Genomic DNA, 19,801 nt, shown 5'->3' with positions numbered 1-19,801 from the left:
TAATTGGATAAATGTTAAGCTTATAATAAGTTTCATGCAAAAATAGCAGAAGTGTGATAAAGTATCTGTAAAGAAAATATGTTGACAAAAGTACATTTTTCTTTTAAAATTACTCTTGTTGCCTTGAGGTGATAATAATGAAATTTCCATTAAGCCAAATTAAAAAAAGTGCTTATAATGAACCTTTCAAATTTGATGATTATGTGGATGTTTCGGAACTGGAAACGATGAATAATGATATACGTAAAATACAACCTGTAAGAGTATACGGGAATTGTAGCGAACAAGGGGAACAAATTTTATGCTCCTTTACAATTGAAGGAGAAATGATTTTACCTTGTGCACGTACACTAGTGGATGTTCCTTATTCGTTTAAGATTAAAGCGACAGAGGTTTTCACCACATCATCTTATTATAGTGAAGAAGAGGAAGATGAAATTCATCCAGTAAATGGAGATGTGCTTGACTTAACTCCATATATAAAGGAAAATATTTTATTAGAAATTCCTTTTCGTGTATTTTCTGAAGAAGCAAACCCTGAAAACGCTGCTCCAATTAAAGGGCGGGACTGGGAATATGTTTTAGAAGAAAAGAAAGAAAAAACGATAGATCCACGTTTTCAAAAATTGGCGTCATTACTTGAAAATAAACAGAAAGACAAATAAGAATCAACATTCAAACTTTGCTTTCATTTGAAGGAGGTGTTTGTCGTGGCAGTACCTAAACAAAGAACGTCTAAAAAAGTTAAAAATCAACGTCGTACACACAAGAAATTACTTGTACCTGGCATGGTAGAATGTTCAAATTGTGGAGAATTAACTAAATCACACCACGTTTGCAAATCTTGCGGACATTACGATGGTAAAGAAGTAGTTGCTAACTAATCTTCTAAAATAATAATAAAAAGGCAGATCACTTTTGTGGTCTGTCTTTTTATTTTCGTCTCCGATTCATTTGCTGGTATTTAAATATAGTGCGGACTACATTAATGAAATAGGGGTTTTCGGGCCAATCGCTCCAGAAATACACTACGTTTTCCGCAGGGTGCTGGTGAGCCTCTTTGTGCCCTGGCACATCAGAGTCTCACCTAGGCTCATCTTCCCGCAGGACAAGGAAGACTTCGGCAGCGTTACATCGCAATCAGACAAGAACTTTATTTTCGAGGAGTCTCCGTGTATTTCTTCCGCGGGGATAGTGTAGAAGTTAACTACAATAGAATGCCTTAACCACTAGCAAACCGACGTAGTTTGTAGGGAAATACTGAGGTATCGCGAGTGAATAAAAATTGCTGTCTAAATCTGAAATCAATACTTGTCACTTGTTCGCACTTTATATCAACTTCAAACTACTATCCATCAATTGCCACATAAGGTTGCTTTAAAAATTCCTCGCTTTATCTGAAGAGTTGGGGCTGTTACTTCAAGTAATAGTGACATCTCAGTTTTTCCTGTAAAAAGCAATTTAATTTTAGAATACAGCCTATTTTTACATATAAATGTAAACATGTATTCTAGCTTTCCTACTTTTTGCATACATTGATACCAAAGTGATAAGGAGGGGTGTAATGAACGAGACGCGTCAGGATGCTTGGACGAAGGATGAAGATATTCTGTTGGCAGAGACGGTATTACGCTATATTAGAGAGGGAAAGACGCAGCTAGAGGCGTTTAAGGAAGTAGCGGAAGGGTTGTCGCGTACATCTGCAGCATGTGGATTTAGATGGAATGCAACAATCCGTAAACAATATCAAGATGCAATTCAGTTAGCGAAAGAGGAGAGGAAGCACGGAGGTAGAAAAGATATTTGGAAATTTGTGAAACCAGAGAATCCGGAGCTTGATACGATAGATTCTGCAATTTTATTATTAGAGAAGATGAGAACTAAGTACCCTGATGAACATAACATACTGCAAAAGGAGCAAGAAAAGGTAGTTACATTAGAATTAGAGAATAAGCAATTGAAGGAAGCACTACTAAGATATGATCATGCGTGGGAAGAAATGGGGAAACTCTGGGGCTGGGTAAAGCATACGGAAAATGACTAAACCGAAAAAAGACATGAATGCACATAATGGCTTCATGTCTTTTGTATAATTTCATAAGTACAAACCTATCTTCAAACCCATTCCTTCTCTAGAACACCTTCAGGCAGCCAAATTAACGGGTTCTCACCTAAGTCCCTTTCCAATTCGTAATGCGTTTTTTGAAACCCCATCTTTTTCCAAAAGGAATGAGAGTTAATTCTTGGTTTGGTTGAAAATGGCTTATTAAATGATTTAGCAAAATTTATTAATTTCTTTCCATCGCCATTCCTTTGAAAATTCGCTAACACTTCAAGCTTCCATAGTGTTAAATGTGTTTAGAAAAAAAGTATTGATTATACTTCGCTTTTACTTCATATAAACTCATTCTAGCAATGAGATTCTCACCATAGTAAATTCCATAAAAAGGAGATTTGCTATCATTTTCAACTAAATTATTCTGTAAATCCTCGATCATTGATGACCATATTCATTAAAATGCTTAAACTTCTCGAAGGTTTTATAATTAATCAGGAGGTTGTCTATCTTCACCTTGTTTCATCCCCTAACATATAACACATCGAAAGTAAGCGTTCTCTAAAGTGAGTGATTATAAAGGAGTTTATGTTTTATTTTATTATAATATAGAATCAATTATTTTGAAATTAAAGTCTATTATAGAAATTAGTTCAATATTTTTACCCTAAAGATAAATCTATTTGGTACAATATATTAGAATTGTAACAGCACTTTAGTATGAATAAATAGGACATAATCGATTCTCCTACTGTAGGAGTAAAGAGGATAAAGGAGTTAAATCAAAATAATGGTCGATGTTATCATCTATATAATCGCATTTTTAATGACAGTTCCAATGTTTCTAACAACAGTGATTTATTTTCTTTCTATTAAATTTCATCAACCAGTTTGGAAAGCAGTTCACGCTGCGGTGAATTGGTCAACCATTTTTTATATAATGGCTGTAATATTAATATTAGACATGACGTTTGATCTCCATGTTATCGGCATCGTTTTAGTCTTCTTTCTCCTTTTATTGGGATTGTTTATATATCTGCAATGGAAATTCAATACGGAAGTGAAAGTTACGAAGGCATTCAAACTAGTTTGGCGAATATGTTTTCTGCTTTTTCTAATCTTATATATTTGCCTCGTTATTATTGGAATCATTATAGAATTTATGTAATATTAAGCGATACAAAGTCAGATCAGGTTTATCCTTAAACAGAATACGTGAAATACTTTAGGAAACATTGTACAATACACTCAGTTGATAAATGTTACAAAAGGAGCAAGGAATTTATGTGGATTGACCCGATAAAGTTGACGAAACAAGCAAAACTTATAAATGATTACCGAAATAATAAACCAGAGATTATGCAGTTTTTTGATTATCACCCGTTTGATAATTATCAGCAGCGAATCCAGAATTTAACAGAGCGTACGTTTAATCGCAGTCGTTTAACCAGAGTCTTAAATAAAATCAATGAGGAATGGGGAGCGCCGGTCTCAACATTCAATAATATTGAAAGACTAAAGCAGGAAAACAGTGTAGTCGTAATTGGGGGACAGCAAGCTGGATTATTAACGGGTCCATTGTATACAATCAATAAGGTTATTTCGATCATTCAGCTTGCTAAACAACAGGAATCAGAATTAAATATTCCAGTTATCCCAGTGTTTTGGATTGCTGGTGAAGATCATGATTTTGAGGAAATGAACCATATTCATTTACCAGCAGCGAACCGATTGAAAAAGTATAAAGTGGCACAACAGAATATCGAGAAACGATCTGTTTCTAACATTTCGTTGGATGAAAAACTAATGAAGGAGTGGCTGGATAATCTATTTGTTCAATTAATGGAAAGCGAATATACAAAGGACTTGTACGACACGATGAATGCTTGTTTAGAAAAATCTACTACATATACGGATTTCTTTGCGCGTGTTATTTTCCAATTGTTTGATGATGAAGGGGTAGTGTTAGTTGACTCTGCTCATCCACTAGTTCGAGAAATTGAGAAAGAACACTTTGTTCATATGATTGAGGCACAACCGAAGATTAGTTCTGGTGTATTTCGGACGTCAGCGGAATTAAAGCAAGAACAATATCCTCTCGGACTGGATGTTACACTTGATGATGTGAATCTCTTTTACCATAAAAATAATGAACGGATTTTACTGACTCGAAATGAGAATCAGGAATGGATTGGAAAGCAAGAAGAGGTAACCTTTTCAACAGAGGAATTAATAGGTATAGCTAAAGATACACCGTCTTTATTAAGTAACAATGTTGTCACACGACCTTTAATGCAAGAATTATTATTTCCTTCCTTAGCATTTATTGGAGGTCCTGGAGAAATTAGTTACTGGGCGCAATTGAAGTCTGCTTTTCATGCACTTGGGATAACTATGCCGCCGGTAGTCCCGCGATTATCCCTAACCTATGTTGAGCGCAATTTAGAAAAAAGGATAGAAAAATATGATTTAGAGATTGAAGACATTGTAAATTATGGTCTAAACGATTTTAAAAATGATTGGCTAGCAGGGAAGGTTAATCCTCCTGTACAGAAATTAGCTGATGAATTAAAGGCCGTTATAGATCAAGCGCATAAACCATTAAGAGATATCGCTACTGAGTTACGGGCAGATCTAAGTGAATTAGCAAATAAGAATTTACTGCAAATACATCGTGATGTAGAGTTTTTAGAAAAAAGAATTGTAAGTGCAATAAAAGAAAAATATGCATTAGAGATTTCTGATCTGGATCAAATCAATTTAGCTTTACATCCTGAGGGCGGACTTCAGGAACGGATGTGGAATCCCTTACCATATCTTAATAAATATGGTAGAGGGTTTGTGAAGGAAACGTTGAAGCAATCCTATTCGTTTAAAGAAGATCATTATATCGTTTACATATAATCCGAAGAATTGTCTGCGGAAAAAGGCAGGCGGGAACGAAGATTAGTAAATGTATGGAGCGACTTATATCGACTAGTCACTGACATAAAATCTAATCCTATTTTAAATACGATTAAGTAGCATTTTGGGAAATTACCCCCACCATCCTCCACTTTGTAATAATATTTTAATAAAAAGCTGTCAAACCTTGGTTTGGCAGCTTTTTATATGGAAAAAATTAGGTGAATAAGTCTAGTATTAAATGTAAGATTACTATTTTTGAGAAATGGGTGGTGAAGAGTGGGGGGATGTGGTAATATAAAAAATAGAAAGTGGGGCGTACTATATGTTCATGGGAGAATACCAACATAACATTGATTTAAAAGGTCGAATAATCGTCCCTTCTAAGTTCCGTGATGAGCTTGGAGAATCTTTTGTTGTGACCCGTGGACTTGATAAGTGTCTATTTGCTTATCCAATGGATGAATGGAAAATTCTCGAGGATAAGTTAAAGAAACTCCCTTTAACAAAAAAAGATGCTAGAGCATTCACCCGGTTTTTCTTTTCTGGAGCAGTTGAATGCGAAGTCGATAAACAGGGAAGAATAAACATTCCGCAAACACTTAGAAATTATGCTGTTCTTGAAAAAGAGTGTGCAGTAATTGGAGTATCAAACCGAATTGAAATTTGGTCGAATGATAATTGGCAGGAATATGTTTCAACTTCTGAAGAATCATTTGCTGAGATAGCCGAGAATCTAATGGATTTTGATATTTAAGCTAAATGCGGAAGCTTATTAAAGAAAAGTGGGTGGATTATTTAAATGTTTGAACATTATAGTGTACTTAAAGAAGAAACAATTAACGGACTTGCTATTAAACCAAGTGGTACATATGTCGATTGCACAGTTGGCGGTGGCGGTCATTCAGAAGTAATTGCATCAAGATTAAATGAAGATGGACTATTAATTGCATTTGATCAAGATCTAGATGCACTTGCTGCAGCAAAAGAGAGACTGGAGAAGTATCAAGATAAAATTCTTTTCATCCACTCCAATTTCCGTGGATTGGAACAGAAACTCTCTGAGCATAATATTACGCATGTTGATGGAATATTATTTGATTTAGGCGTTTCATCTCCACAGCTAGATAGAGGAGAAAGAGGTTTTAGCTATCAGCATGATGCACACCTCGATATGAGAATGAATCAAAGGCAGGAATTGACGGCATTTGAAATTGTTAATACATGGTCGTACAATCAATTGGTTTCAATTTTCTTCAAATACGGAGAAGAGAAATTCTCTAAACAAATTGCTAGAAAAATTGAATCATACAGAGAAACGGCACCGATTAATTCGACACATGAATTAGTCGAAATTATTAAAGAGGGGATTCCTGCAGCAGCAAGAAGAACCGGTGGACATCCAGCAAAGCGTATTTTCCAAGCGTTGCGGATAGCTGTAAATGATGAGCTTGAGGCTTTTAATGATGCATTACACCAAGCGGCAAGAGTAATAAGCATCGAGGGGAGAATTGTAGTAATTACTTTCCATTCATTAGAAGACAGACTTTGTAAACAGGCATTTAAGAAATGGAGTACGGCGAAAGAAACTCCTAGAAATCTTCCTGTTCTACCAGACGATCATAAAGCTCCATTTAAATTGATTACGAAGAAACCGATTATTGCGGGAGATAATGAATTAGAAGACAATCGCAGATCTAGATCAGCAAAACTACGGATAACAGAAAAAGTAAATAACTGGCGAAATGAATTTGCTTATGAGGAAGGGTGGAAAAAATAATGAATACAAGTAATGCGCGTAGTTGGCAACAATCAAGTCCGCAGCAGGCGCCGAAAAAAGAACAAAAAGTAGCTGTAAAAGTAAAGAAACAAGGTTGGGTTACAAAAGGTGAAAAAGTTATTTATTCCATTTTTTCGGTAGCTCTAGTTGCAATATGCATTTTTATTGTATCTTTTTCTTCCTCTACTGATGCGCTAAATCGGGAGTTGCAAACATTAGAGAAAACAGCACAAAGTCTCGAACTTAAAAACGAAGCGCTTCAATTCGAGAAGAAAGAGCTAAGCAGACCCGAACGAATCATTGAAATCGCAAAGAAAAATGGTTTGAAAATCCAAGACGCTGAAGTGAAACAGGCACACGCATTCAACAATTAACAAGGGGCATTCATGATGAGGAAAAATAAAACAACGCACATAGTAGCGGGAATCTTGCTCCCATTATTCGTCATAGCCTTCATTGTTTTGACAGGAAGGTTCATGTATATACAAGCAACGGGTGTTGTTGACGGTGTTTCTTTAGATGAATGGGCTAAACAAAAACGTACTTCTTCATATCCATTGCATGCAGAACGTGGGAAAATCTACGATAATAATGGGATGACTTTAGCATACGATCGACCGATTTTTCGAATGTATGCAATTGTCGATAAAAAACACTCTGAAAAGTCGGATACACCCAGACATGTAACTAATCCAGAGAAAACAGCAGAATCAATCGCAAAAGTATTAGAAGTAGAAACGGATGATATATTAACGCCTTTACAGAATGGCATTGAAAATGAACGTTTCCAAGTTGAATTTGGAAGTATAGCGAATGAACTATCGCAACAACAGCGAGATGAAATCCTCGAATTAAAACTACCAGGTATTAATTTTGAAAAAGACTCCATCAGATATTATCCAAATGGAATGTTTGCGTCTCACATCATCGGTTTCGCTAGAGAGACTGAAGTGCAAAACGAAGAAGGAATAAAGAATGAAATAACAGGTATCGCGGGAATTGAAAATGAAATGAACGATATTTTAGGTGGGAAAAATGGATTTATCTCCTACCAACGTGATAAATATAATAACCGACTGCTAAATCCAAACGAGATTATCCAGGAACCAGAGAACGGAAATGATGTTTACTTAACATTAGATCAGAAGATCCAAACCCTTGTAGAGGATGTTCTTACAGAAGTAGACGAAGAATACAATCCTAAACGTTTAACGGCAGTAGTTATGAATCCAAAGACTGGAGAAGTACTAGCAATGAGCAGTCGACCGAGCTATAATCCAAACAATCCAGCGAATGTAGAAAATTGGTATAATGATGCCGTTTCAACACCATTTGAGCCTGGTTCAACGATGAAAATGTTTACTTGGGCGGCAGCAATCGAAGAAGGTGTCTATAATGGTAGTGAAGGCTTTCAATCTGGTAGCTATCGGGTAAACGAAAAAATAGTACCGATCCATGATCATAATAATGGAAAAGGCTGGGGAACGATTTCATATGACGAAGGATTTGAACGCTCATCGAACGTTGCTGCAGCGAAACTAGTTTGGGAAAAACTAGGGGCTGATAAATACCTTGAATATCTACATGCATTTGATTTTGATAAAAAAACAGGAATTGATTTACCAGGTGAAGTGGCAGGACATATTCTTTATAACTGGCCTCTCGAAAAAATTACAACATCATTCGGACAAGGTACAACATTGACACCTATTCAGCAGATGAAGGCTGCAACTGCAATTGCAAATAATGGTAAAATGCTGCAACCATATGTTATTCAAAAAATTGTTGATTCAACAAGTGGGGACATAATTGAAGAGAAGTCACCGAATGTTGTAGGGGAACCAATTTCTAAAGAGACAGCAAAGCAAGTCCTTTCATTACTCGAAGCAACGGTCACCTCTGAAGATGGAACATCTGGAAGGTACGAATTGCAGGATTATTCAGTTGGAGGGAAATCAGGTACTGCGCAAATTCCGAATCCTAAAGGTGGCTATTTAACTGGGAAGGAAAATTACATTTTTTCATTTCTAGGAATGGCACCAATTGATAATCCACAGCTTATGATGTATGTTTCTGTACAACAACCAGAACTAGAAGCGACAGAAACCGGATCAATGCCAGTATCATTTATCTTTACGAACGTAATGGAAAATGCCCTGCATTATCTTAATATCGACCCTGATAAGGATTCTGAGGATACTGTTAATTTAGTAGAAATCCCTACCTTAAAGAATCAAAAGGCGACAGATATTGCAAAAAACTTAACAGACCAAGGTGCAACTGTCACAACGATTGGTAATGGAAGTAAGATTGTTTCATCCAATGTTCAAGAGGGTGATAAAGTTCTACCACAAGAACGGATTATGCTTGTTACTGACAAGCCGACGATGCCTAATATCATCGGTTGGTCGGTACGTGATACGTTAGAATTAGCTGGCTTGTTAAAATTACAAACAGAAATATTAGGTAATGGTTTTGCGGTGACTCAGAACATTAAAGAAGGTACACCAATCAAGGAAAATGATTATCTTGGAATAGAATTCAAGATTCCTACTATACAAGATGAGAAACCGACGGATACAACAGAAAACCCAGAAGATGAGAATGGAAATGAGTAATATTAAAAGTTCCTGAAACATACCTATTTACTTTCTATGACAGGAGAAGCTACATCCAGCTCTAGCGTCCGTGCACATAGCGAGACTTCCCTCACTTCCGTACGGGCGCTTCCGCTTTTGTTACTGAAACAGTGTTCTATTCAGTTTTTGACATTCATATAGTGGATACAAGCCTACCTATGAAAAGAGGATGGAATATGAAACATGTATCTGCTATAGTCGTTAGAAAAAGAATAGTCACTGTTTTTCTTTTTGGATTAATAGTCTTAGCAATTATTTGTATACGTTTAGGCTATGTGCAATTCATTATTGGTGATCGTTTAATGGCACAGGCGAATGAATTGTGGACAAGGGATATCGTATTTGAGCCTGAACGAGGACTTATTTTAGATGAGGATGGGGAAATACTAGCAGAGAATGTAACTGCACCATCTATTGTAGTTGTTCCTAGACAAATTAAAGAACCAGAAGAGACAGCTAGTAAACTAGCAAGTGTGTTAGATGTATCTGCCGATAAGATTTATGAGCAGATTACAAAATCAAGGTCGAGTGTAAATATTCGCCCTGAAGGTATTAAAATATCTGAAGAACAAGAATTAGCAATCCGTACATTAAATATGGACGGGGTTTATCTTGCGAAAGATTCTAAACGACATTATCCTTATGGAAATTATTTATCCCATGTGCTGGGCTTCGCTGGAATTGATAATCAAGGACTGATGGGTCTTGAGCTATATTATGATAAGCAACTTAGCGGGGATAAAGGGAGTTTATCTTTTTACTCAGATGCAAAAGGACGGAGACTTGATGATTTAGCTGATAGTTATAGAGCGCCAAAAGATGGATTTAATTTAAAGACAACGATTAATTCAAAAGTCCAAACAATTATGGAAAGGGAACTTGATCTAGCTGTTTCGAAATTTAATCCAGATGGTGCAATTGCGATTGCTGTCAATCCTAAAACAGGTGGCGTACTCGGTATGTCAAGCCGACCTAATTTCAATCCGGAAAATTACCAGGAAGTGGATGCTGAAGTTTTTGACCGTAACTTACCAATTTGGAGTTCATATGAGCCAGGATCAACATTCAAGATTATTACACTTGCTGCAGCTTTAGAAGAAAATATTGTGGATTTAGAAAATGATCATTACTTTGATGATGGCGAGATAGCGGTTGGTGGTGCACATCTTCATTGCTGGAAACGTGGAGGTCATGGAAGTCAAACCTATTTGGAAGTTGTTCAGAACTCTTGTAATCCAGGGTTTGTAAATTTAGGATTGAACCTTGGTAAGGAGAAGCTATTTTCATATATTGATAAGTTCGGATTTGGTAAGAAAACAGGGATAGATTTACAAGGAGAAGGGTCTGGAATCCTATTTAAACTTGATAATGTTGGTCCTGTTGAGCTTGCAACGACAGCATTTGGTCAAGGAGTATCTGTAACTCCAATCCAGCAAGTAATGGCAGTAGCTGCGGCAGTGAATGGTGGTTACTTGTATGAACCACATATAGCGAAAGAATGGATTGATGCAAAAACAGAGCAGACAGTTGAGTCCGTAGAACCTGTTTTAAAAGAGAGGGTTATTTCAGAATCAACATCTAAAGAAATTCGTTATGCACTTGAAAGTGTAGTCGCACAAGGGACAGGTAGACCTGCATATGTTGAAGGGTACCGGGTAGGCGGAAAAACGGGGACTGCCCAAAAAGTGGGGCCAGACGGAAGGTATATGCAAAATAATCATATCGTTTCTTTTATCGGTTTCGCTCCCGCAGATGATCCAGAGATTGTTGTCTACGTTGCGATAGATAATCCGAAAAATACGGTTCAATTTGGTGGAACCGTTGCAGCGCCAATTGTTGGTTCCATCATTGGTGATAGTTTAAGGGCAATGGATGTCGAGCCAAGAACCGACGGATTGGAAAAAGAATACCTTTGGCCTGAACAGCCTAAAGTAGAGGTGCCAGATCTGATTGGCCATAAGAAGAGCGAAATTGCAGAGATGATGATTAATCTATCGATAGAGGCTAGCGGAACCGGAAATTATATTATCGATCAGGCTCCAAGTCCTGGCTCGAAACTGGAAGAAGGCGCACAAGTGAGAATTTATTTAGGGGATGAAAAGGTCCAGGGGACAGAATAGAGATTATTATCATTTAGCACGCCTGGATAAAGTCAATTAGTTGGTCATTAATGAATAAAGGATGTTTGTTATGAAATTAAAGGAATTGCTTTCGAGTCTATCTTTTTATAACAGAAATTCATTCTTTAAGGATGTAGAGATATCGGATATTGCAATCGATTCTCGTGAGGTAAAGCATGGATGTTTATTTATTTGTATCAACGGATTTACAGTGGATGGTCATCAATATGTTGATGAAGCAGTGAACAATGGAGCGGCAGCAATTGTAGCAGAGCAGCCAATTAATTGTTCAGTCCCAGTAATCAATGTGCAGGACACTAATAGGGCTTTAGCAATGCTTGCAGCGAAGTTCTATCAATACCCAACGGATAAGCTTCCGCTAATCGGTGTTACAGGAACAAACGGCAAGACAACGATTACCTATCTGCTTGAAAAAATATTCAATACTAATAATGTCAAAACTGGTATAATTGGAACGATACAAACAAAAATAGGTAATCAAGTATATCCAATTGAGAATACGACACCGAATGCGTTAATTTTGCAACGAACATTTCGTCAGATGATTGATGCCAACGTGGAACAAACAATCATGGAAGTCTCCTCGCACGCACTTGATTTAGGAAGGGTGTATGGTTGTGAATTTGACATTGCAATCTTTACGAACTTGTCACAGGATCATTTGGATTATCATAAAACTTTAGATGATTATTTACATGCTAAAAGTCTGCTGTTTGCCCAATTAGGGAATAGCTATCATAATAATAAAAAAAAGTTTGCTATAATTAATCAGGATGATTCAGCTTGTAGGATATTAAAGCGTAGTACAGCTCAGGAAATTATCACGTACGGATGTAAAAATCAAGCAGATGTTATGGCTAGCAATATAACATTGTCTGCTAAAGGAAGCCAATTCCGATTAATAACACCAATTGGCAATATCGTTGTAAATAGTAAACTAATTGGTATGTTTAATGTATATAATATGCTAGCTGCTACTGCCGCTGCAATTGCTGCAAATATTCCCTTAACTATCATAAATACTGCTATGGATAATATTCAAGGGGTAGATGGACGATTTGAAACAGTATCGCTAGGACAATCATTTGGTGTCATCGTCGATTACGCACACACACCAGACTCACTAGAAAATGTCCTGCAGACTAGCAAGGAAATAGCAAAGCGAAAAGTCTATGTTGTCGTCGGGTGTGGAGGGGATCGTGATCGCTCTAAGCGTCCATTAATGGCAGCAATTGCCATACAATATGCAGACTATGCAATTTTTACATCGGATAATCCTAGAACAGAGGACCCTAACTTGATTATAGAAGATATGATAATAGAGCTGACAGATACAGCGAAATTTGAAGTCATTGTTGACCGAAAAAAAGCAATAAATAAAGCTATTCAATATGCTAGTAACGATGATATTGTATTAATTGCAGGGAAAGGTCATGAAACCTATCAGCAAATTGGTCATGTAAAATATGACTTCGACGATCGCGAAATAGCAAGAGAAGCAATAAAAGCTAAGGAGAAATGAATATGTTATTTACTACTAACTGGTTATCTGAACAATTTACGGACTACCGTGGTGATGCAAAAATATTAATTGAAATTGAAGCAGTTAATACTGACAGTCGTGTACAATTAAAGAAATCTTTATTTGTACCGATTGTCGGTGATAATTTCGATGGGCATGATTATGTGAAACAGGCCATTAATAATGGAGCTGTTGCAGTTTTATGGGAGAAGGGAAGAAGCCTTCCAGCATTCATACCGACGGATTTCCCTGTTTTTTTTGTTGAGGATACACTTACCGGATTACAGCTGCTTGCAACCAATTACCGCGAGTATGTAAATCCAATTGTGATTGGCATCACTGGTTCGAACGGAAAGACAACAACGAAAGATTTAGTTGCTGCGATGATGAAATCTACATATATTACCCATTATACGGATGGTAATTTTAATAATCATATTGGTTTACCACTGACGATTTTATCAATGGAGAAAAACACAGAGGTGCTCGTACTTGAAATGGGGATGAGCGGTTTTGGAGAAATAGATTTATTATCAAAAATTGCTAAGCCAGATTATGCGATTATTACAAATATCGGCGAATCTCATATCGAATACCTTGGCTCAAGGGAAGGTATTGCCAAAGCAAAATTAGAGATAATTAATGGATTAAAGAATGATGGTGTCTTAATAATCGATGGCGACGAACCCTTGCTAACCCAACATAATAATTATCCAAATACGATAGCATGCGGATTTAATGTTGAAAACGACATTGTAATCAGCGATGTAAAGATTTCGTTAGAAGTAACGAGTTTTGTTTTATCTGATAGCACAGATTATGATGTTCCATTGTTAGGAAAACATCACGCAAAAAACGCAACATATGCTATTATATTAGGGGAGCAATTGGGAATAGATTTAAATAAACGAAAGAAAGCGTTGCTTGATTTAGAGCAGACCTCCATGCGTTTTGAATTGATGAACGGTAGACACGACGTATCCATCGTTAATGATGCATATAATGCATCGCCAACATCGATGAAAGCTGCGATAGAGGTAGTGAAGCAGATGAAAGGATTTAAGAACAAGATATTGGTTCTTGGTGACGTTCTGGAATTAGGGGAACATTCGGAACAAATGCATCAGTCAATCGCGGACGTGATACATTCACCAATAACTGCGGTCTATACGTATGGCAATTATTCTAAGGCCATATCGACAGCTGTATTGAAGAAAAATGAGAAAATTGAATGTAATCATTTTACAGAAAAAGATGCATTACTTCAGGCACTTGAACCATATTTAGAAAAAGAAACAATCCTTTTGTTCAAAGCATCTAGGGGATTGCAATTTGAAACATTAATTAAAGAAATACTGAACTAATCCACTATAAGTGCGTTTTCAAAAAGAGGATAAAAATGACCGCGTCGGCTAAGAACGCAACGTCCTGGGGCTGCGATTACTCGCCCCATCGAAAAGATTTGTTGCAATGCCGACACTAACCCGTTCTGGGCGTCGAAAGTTCGAGGCGGCGTAGCTCCCTTTAGCGGGCTTCCACAGGATGTGGTGACTTCTACGTTGTCCACAGGACGTGGACGTTTATAGTAAAAGTTCCTTGACTGTTTGAGCGTGAGCAAACGATCCTGCACGGAGGAAAAGCGTTTTTTCTATTCCAAGGAACGGAAAAGCAAGCCAAATAGAAACATCGATGTGTCATTTTTACCGGACTTTTTGAACATCCTTTATAACGGACGGTAAAGGTAAGAGGAGGAATAACAATGAATATAACTGTGTTACTAATTACTATAGCAATAGGATTTCTAATCACCGTCCTTTTGTCTCCGATTTTTATTCCATTTTTAAGACGATTAAAGTTTGGACAAAGCATCCGAGAAGAAGGACCCCAATCACATTTGAAAAAGACTGGTACACCAACAATGGGCGGGATTATGATAATTTTGAGTATTGTCATTACATCGCTCATTATGGTTAATCGAGTGTCAGAAGATTCCATTGGGTATGAGTTCTGGCTATTGTTATTTGTACTTGCGGGCTACGGCCTTTTAGGATTTTTAGATGATTATATTAAAGTAGCATTAAAAAGAAATTTAGGATTAACATCTTTGCAGAAATTTATTGGACAAATTATCATTGCTCTCATATTTTTCTTTATTTTACGAAGTCAGGATTTCCCTACATATATCCAAATACCTGGGACAGATATTCAGTGGGAACTTGGATGGGCATACGCATTATTAATTATTGTAATGCTTGTAGGTGCTTCTAATGCAGTAAATTTAACAGATGGATTAGATGGACTGCTTTCTGGAACCGCGGTAATTGCTTTCGGAGCATTTGGAATTATTGCCTGGTATCTTGGGGCACAGGCCGAAATAGGTATCTTTACATTAGCTGTTGTAGGCGCACTTTTAGGGTTTCTAGTGTTTAATGCACACCCTGCTAAAGTATTTATGGGGGATACAGGGTCATTGGCACTTGGAGGATCAATTGCAGCTGTTGCGATTTTAACAAAAACAGAAATACTTCTGGTTGTTATTGGCGGCGTGTTTGTAATTGAAACTCTTTCGGTTATTATTCAGGTCATTTCCTTTAAGACAACAGGAAAAAGAGTATTTAAAATGAGTCCGCTACATCATCATTATGAATTAGTAGGATGGTCAGAATGGCGTGTTGTCACTACATTTTGGGTCATTGGAATTATTTTTGCCGCGCTAGGCATTTTTATTGAGGTGGGCATAAATTGAAAAAATTAAATGATTTCCCGTTTTCCCATGCACTTGTGCTTGGTCTTGCAAAAAGTGGCACAGCAGCTGCTAAAGTGTTATTAGCAAACGATAAAAAAGTACGAGTGAATGATCGAAATGCAACGAAGGAAGATGAAGTTGTGATGCAACTTCAAGCCTTAGGTGCGGAAGTGATTGTTGGTGAACATCCACTTGAAGTTCTCGATGATATTGAAATTATCGTAAAAAATCCAGGCATTCCTTATGAAAATCCAATAATTGTCGAGGCTGAGAGACGTAATATTCCAATCATTACCGAAATAGAAATTGCATATAGCCTTGTAGAGGGTTCAATTATTGGCATTACAGGGTCAAATGGAAAAACAACAACGACAACTTTAGTGACCGAAATGTTAGAGAAGAGTAATCAGCCAGTTAAGGTAGCAGGTAATATTGGGATTGTTGCGATTGATGCAGCACAATCACTTAAAAAAGAAGAAACGCTTGTTTTAGAATTATCTTCCTTTCAGTTGCTAGGAATTAATAAGTTTAGGCCAAAAATTGCTGTCTTATTAAATATTTTTGAAGCACATTTAGATTATCACAAAACAATGGAACATTATGTACAAGCAAAATGCAATATCTTTAAGCAACAAACGAGTGATGATTATTTAGTATATAATGCGGATGATCCAGTCATTACTGATGCAGTGAGGCATGCAAAAGCATTATTAATTCCTTTCTCCACAAAGAGAAACTTAGAAAATGGTGCTTGGATTGATGATGAATGGATTTATTTTAAAGATGAAAAAGTGATGAAACTTAATGAAGTCGTATTAGTTGGTGATCATAACATTGAAAATATTCTTGCGGCAGTTGCAGCGGCTAAATTAGATGGAGCAACCAATGAAGGTATACGTAAGGTATTGACTACCTTTTCGGGTGTGAAGCATCGTTTACAATATATTGACACAATTGATGGCCGTTTATTTTATAATGATTCAAAGGCTACTAATTTGCTGGCAACACAAAAGGCATTAACAGCGTTCAAGCAGCCTACGATATTGTTAGCTGGTGGTCTTGATCGTGGGAATGAATTCACGGATTTATTGCCATATTTAAGCAGCGTAAAAGCGATGGTGTTATTCGGTCAAACAAAAGGAAAATTACAAGAACTTGGTCATCAAGCAGGCATCGAAACGATGGAATTAGTCGAAAATGTAGACGAGGCAGTTAAGAAGGCATATGCAATTTCCAATGCTGGCGATGTCATTCTACTATCTCCGTCCTGTGCTAGCTGGGATCAATATCGGACATTTGAAGAAAGAGGTGACATGTTTATACAAGCCGTGCATAAACTAGTATAGGGGCTTGTATTAATCAGTCGCAATTAAATATTAGTCATCGAGATACGATACTACCCCTATTCCAATTACAAGGAAAGGGGTATTTTTTTGTTACAAAAACTATTGAAGGACAAAAATAAACCGGATTTTCTTTTGTTAGCGATAATATTAACTTTACTCACGGTGGGTATGATAATGGTATTTAGTTCTTCCTATGTCTGGGCAGAATATAAGTTTGGTGATGCATTTTTTTATTTAAAACGGCAAATACTCTTTGGTGGTGTAGGTGTAATTGCGATGTTCTCAATCATGGTTATTCCGTATAGCAACTGGAAAAGGTATAGCAGAGTTATTTTGTTAATTTGTTTTATTATGCTAATACTAGTACTTATCCCTGGAGTAGGTCTGGTGCGTGGGGGAGCACAAAGTTGGATTGGTGTTGGCGCATTTAGTATTCAGCCTTCTGAATTTATGAAATTAGGATTAATTATTTTTCTGTCTAGTTTGTTAGCAACTAGTCAAAAATACATTACGTCTCTAAGAAAAGGATTTATCCCTTGTTTGTTACTAGTATTTACGGCATTCGGATTAATTATGCTGCAGCCAGATCTTGGCACGGGATTAGTTTTAGTTTTAACTTGTATCGTTATGATTTTTGTTGCTGGTGCAAGATTATCTCATTTTTTTGGACTAGCAGCACTTGGAGTTATTGGTTTTGTTCTATTAATCGCATCAGCACCATACAGAATTAAAAGAATTACTGCGTTTTTAGATCCATGGGAAGATCCATTAGGTGATGGTTTTCAAATTATCCAGTCTTTATATGCTATTGGACCTGGGGGATTAATGGGGCTTGGTTTAGGAAATAGCCTTCAGAAATATTTTTACTTACCAGAGCCTCAAACTGACTTTATCTTTGCAATACTTGCAGAGGAGCTAGGATATATCGGAGGTATTTTTATTATTGGCTTGTTTTTACTGCTTTTATGGAGAGGAATAAAGATTTCACTTGAGGCACCAGATTTATTCGGAAGATTTCTCGCATTAGGGATTGTCGTAATGTTAACGATTCAAGCGATGATTAATATAAGCGTTGTGATTGGATTAATCCCTGTTACAGGAATTACCTTACCATTCTTGAGCTACGGCGGATCCTCACTAACATTAACATTATGCTCTGTTGGTATCCTGTTGAATATCAGCATCCATTCCAAGATTTAGTAGTAATTGAATAGAATGGAAAAATAAATAGGCAAGAGGCACTCTGAAAAAAGCTTGGAATAATCGATTGCTGCGATGATAACAAGTTGATATAAACTGTGACGTGACTTAAGAACCTCAACGCTCATGGACCGACCGCTTCGGAAATACACCACGCTTTCCGCGGGGGCCTAGGTGAGCCTTCTTGTGCTGATGCACACGAAGTCTCACCTAGGCCCTTCCTCCCTCAGGAGTGCTCTTCTTCCGCTGGAGATGAAGATTTGCCCGCGGAAAGCGACTGTCAGCAGCGGAAATTAATATAGCTCATAGTTCGCACTTTATATGAATAGTGAAAAATGATGCAACGTAAGCTTGTTTTTTGAGTCAATTTAAGGTCGATTTTTACCAGATTAAAGGTAAGATTTGTAATTTTAACGTGTTCATATTTCTAAACGATAAAAAAAGCAAAACAAATCGTAGTAAACTACGTGTTTCACGATATTTTATGATATAATTCTAGTAACTAGATTGAAGCGGCAACAAATGCTGTCGTTTATTCTTTAAATAATGAAAAAAGGAAGAAATGGGGATGAGCAAAAAGAACATTGTCTCAATTGAGGATCGAATTCCGAAATTGAAACAAGCTCGCAAGAAAAAAGCAAATCGACGATTAATTTTTTATCTTTCTATTTTTTTCTTCTTAATCTCAATTATTGTCTATTTACAATCACCTTTAAGTAACATTAAAACTATTCAAGTCCATGGCAATACACATGTTTCCAATGAATCGATTATCGAACAAAGCGGTTTGACAATGGATACAAATATTTGGATGCTTAATCAAAAGCATACGGAAGATTTACTAACTAAAAATCCAATTATTGAATCTGTTGAAGTATCTAGGAAACTACCTTGGACAGTGGATATTAAAGTAAATGAATACAAAATTGTCGGTTACACGAAGGAAGAAACTAACTATTTTCCAATTTTAGGAAATGGTGTAATGATAAATCAGCTAGGCCAATCTTCATTTAACGGTAAATCTCCATTAATCTTAGGATTCACAGAAGAGGAATACTTACATAAAATGGCTGAAGAGCTTAATGAATTACCATCTACTATTTCTGCTCTTATCTCTGAAATTCACTGGCAGCCTACAGATGAAAATAAGAATAAAATTTTACTTTATATGAATGATGGTTATTTGGTTGATGCAACGATTCGTGATTTTTCGGATAAGATGGAAGTTTATCCATCAATTGTTGCTCAATTAGACCCAAAAAGCAAAGGGATTATTCATCTTGGAGTGGGCGTTTACTTTGAATCATTTGAAAAAAGACCAGCGAGTGATGAGGAAGAAATTGATAGGATAGAAGAAGATAATACAACGGAATAAATTCTTTTTTAAAGTCATATAAACATAACCATAATCGAATAACTATACGATGGCGGTACAATCGCCTGCTTTAGATAATAATTCAACCAGAA

The 19,801-nt window shown here is 36.7% G+C and carries 16 protein-coding genes and 1 pseudogene; 16 read left to right on the top strand and 1 reads right to left on the bottom strand.

The features are described from left to right. Positions 1-137 precede the first annotated feature (137 nt). The 3 genes from CWR45_RS11480 to CWR45_RS11470 all read left to right on the top strand — a co-directional run bounded on the left by CWR45_RS11480 (position 138) and on the right by CWR45_RS11470 (position 2,044). Entirely contained in the window at positions 138-665 is a 528-nt protein-coding gene (locus tag CWR45_RS11480) for a YceD family protein (protein WP_115750002.1), read from the top strand. A 45-nt stretch (positions 666-710) separates the two neighbouring features. Next, a complete protein-coding gene (gene rpmF / locus CWR45_RS11475) occupies positions 711-884 on the top strand; it encodes a 50S ribosomal protein L32 (protein ID WP_114916279.1) in 174 nt (57 codons plus the stop codon). Between the two features lie 680 nt (positions 885-1,564). Beyond that, positions 1,565-2,044, top strand: coding sequence for an RsfA family transcriptional regulator (locus tag CWR45_RS11470; protein WP_115750001.1), 480 nt, complete (start codon positions 1,565-1,567; stop codon positions 2,042-2,044). A 71-nt stretch (positions 2,045-2,115) separates the two neighbouring features. On the opposite strand, the pseudogene CWR45_RS11465 reads toward CWR45_RS11470, so the two are convergent. Next, positions 2,116-2,572 (bottom strand): annotated as a pseudogene (locus tag CWR45_RS11465) (GNAT family N-acetyltransferase). 274 nt (positions 2,573-2,846) lie between these two features. Here CWR45_RS11465 and CWR45_RS11460 point away from each other — a divergent pair. The 13 genes from CWR45_RS11460 (at position 2,847) to CWR45_RS11400 (ending at position 19,709) form a co-directional block, all read left to right on the top strand. Next, entirely contained in the window at positions 2,847-3,224 is a 378-nt protein-coding gene (locus CWR45_RS11460) for a DUF3397 domain-containing protein (RefSeq protein ID WP_115750000.1), read from the top strand. A gap of 116 nt (positions 3,225-3,340) precedes the next feature. Then, positions 3,341-4,960 (top strand): bacillithiol biosynthesis cysteine-adding enzyme BshC, encoded by a 1,620-nt coding sequence (gene bshC, locus CWR45_RS11455; RefSeq protein WP_115749999.1) that lies wholly within the window; start codon positions 3,341-3,343, stop codon positions 4,958-4,960. 325 nt (positions 4,961-5,285) lie between these two features. After that, on the top strand, positions 5,286-5,717 hold the full coding sequence (mraZ, locus tag CWR45_RS11450; RefSeq protein ID WP_115749998.1) for a division/cell wall cluster transcriptional repressor MraZ: 432 nt from the start codon (positions 5,286-5,288) through the stop codon (positions 5,715-5,717). Between the two features lie 45 nt (positions 5,718-5,762). Further along, positions 5,763-6,740: a 16S rRNA (cytosine(1402)-N(4))-methyltransferase RsmH gene (gene rsmH, locus CWR45_RS11445; protein ID WP_115749997.1), complete on the top strand. Its 978-nt coding sequence runs from the start codon at positions 5,763-5,765 to the stop codon at positions 6,738-6,740. Further along, positions 6,740-7,114: a cell division protein FtsL gene (ftsL, locus tag CWR45_RS11440; protein WP_115749996.1), complete on the top strand. Its 375-nt coding sequence runs from the start codon at positions 6,740-6,742 to the stop codon at positions 7,112-7,114. Before rsmH ends, ftsL begins: the two co-directional genes overlap by 1 nt. Before the next feature lie 15 nt (positions 7,115-7,129). Then, the gene (locus CWR45_RS11435) at positions 7,130-9,358 is read left to right on the top strand and encodes a penicillin-binding protein (protein ID WP_115749995.1); all 2,229 of its coding nucleotides are present in this window, start codon (positions 7,130-7,132) and stop codon (positions 9,356-9,358) included. Positions 9,359-9,555: 197 nt separating this feature from the next. Further along, positions 9,556-11,499: a stage V sporulation protein D gene (locus CWR45_RS11430; protein ID WP_115749994.1), complete on the top strand. Its 1,944-nt coding sequence runs from the start codon at positions 9,556-9,558 to the stop codon at positions 11,497-11,499. Between the two features lie 70 nt (positions 11,500-11,569). Further along, complete coding sequence (locus CWR45_RS11425; protein WP_115749993.1) at positions 11,570-13,042, top strand: UDP-N-acetylmuramoyl-L-alanyl-D-glutamate--2,6-diaminopimelate ligase; 1,473 nt, start codon at positions 11,570-11,572, stop codon at positions 13,040-13,042. Positions 13,043-13,044: 2 nt separating this feature from the next. After that, a complete protein-coding gene (locus CWR45_RS11420; protein ID WP_115749992.1) occupies positions 13,045-14,406 on the top strand; it encodes a UDP-N-acetylmuramoyl-tripeptide--D-alanyl-D-alanine ligase in 1,362 nt (453 codons plus the stop codon). 395 nt (positions 14,407-14,801) lie between these two features. Then, a complete protein-coding gene (gene mraY, locus CWR45_RS11415; RefSeq protein ID WP_115749991.1) occupies positions 14,802-15,788 on the top strand; it encodes a phospho-N-acetylmuramoyl-pentapeptide-transferase in 987 nt (328 codons plus the stop codon). Beyond that, on the top strand, positions 15,785-17,134 hold the full coding sequence (murD, locus tag CWR45_RS11410) for a UDP-N-acetylmuramoyl-L-alanine--D-glutamate ligase (protein ID WP_115749990.1): 1,350 nt from the start codon (positions 15,785-15,787) through the stop codon (positions 17,132-17,134). Before mraY ends, murD begins: the two co-directional genes overlap by 4 nt. A gap of 87 nt (positions 17,135-17,221) precedes the next feature. Beyond that, entirely contained in the window at positions 17,222-18,334 is a 1,113-nt protein-coding gene (gene spoVE, locus CWR45_RS11405; protein WP_115749989.1) for a stage V sporulation protein E, read from the top strand. A gap of 568 nt (positions 18,335-18,902) precedes the next feature. Next, positions 18,903-19,709 (top strand): cell division protein FtsQ/DivIB, encoded by an 807-nt coding sequence (locus CWR45_RS11400; RefSeq protein ID WP_115749988.1) that lies wholly within the window; start codon positions 18,903-18,905, stop codon positions 19,707-19,709. Positions 19,710-19,801: the final 92 nt, after the last annotated feature.

It is taken from the genome of Oceanobacillus chungangensis (assembly GCF_003369565.1).
GTDB classification, from domain to species: domain Bacteria; phylum Bacillota; class Bacilli; order Bacillales; family Amphibacillaceae; genus Oceanobacillus; species Oceanobacillus chungangensis.
Note: the sequence above shows the minus strand (reverse complement) of the source record. Positions and strands in the feature narration are given on the sequence as shown.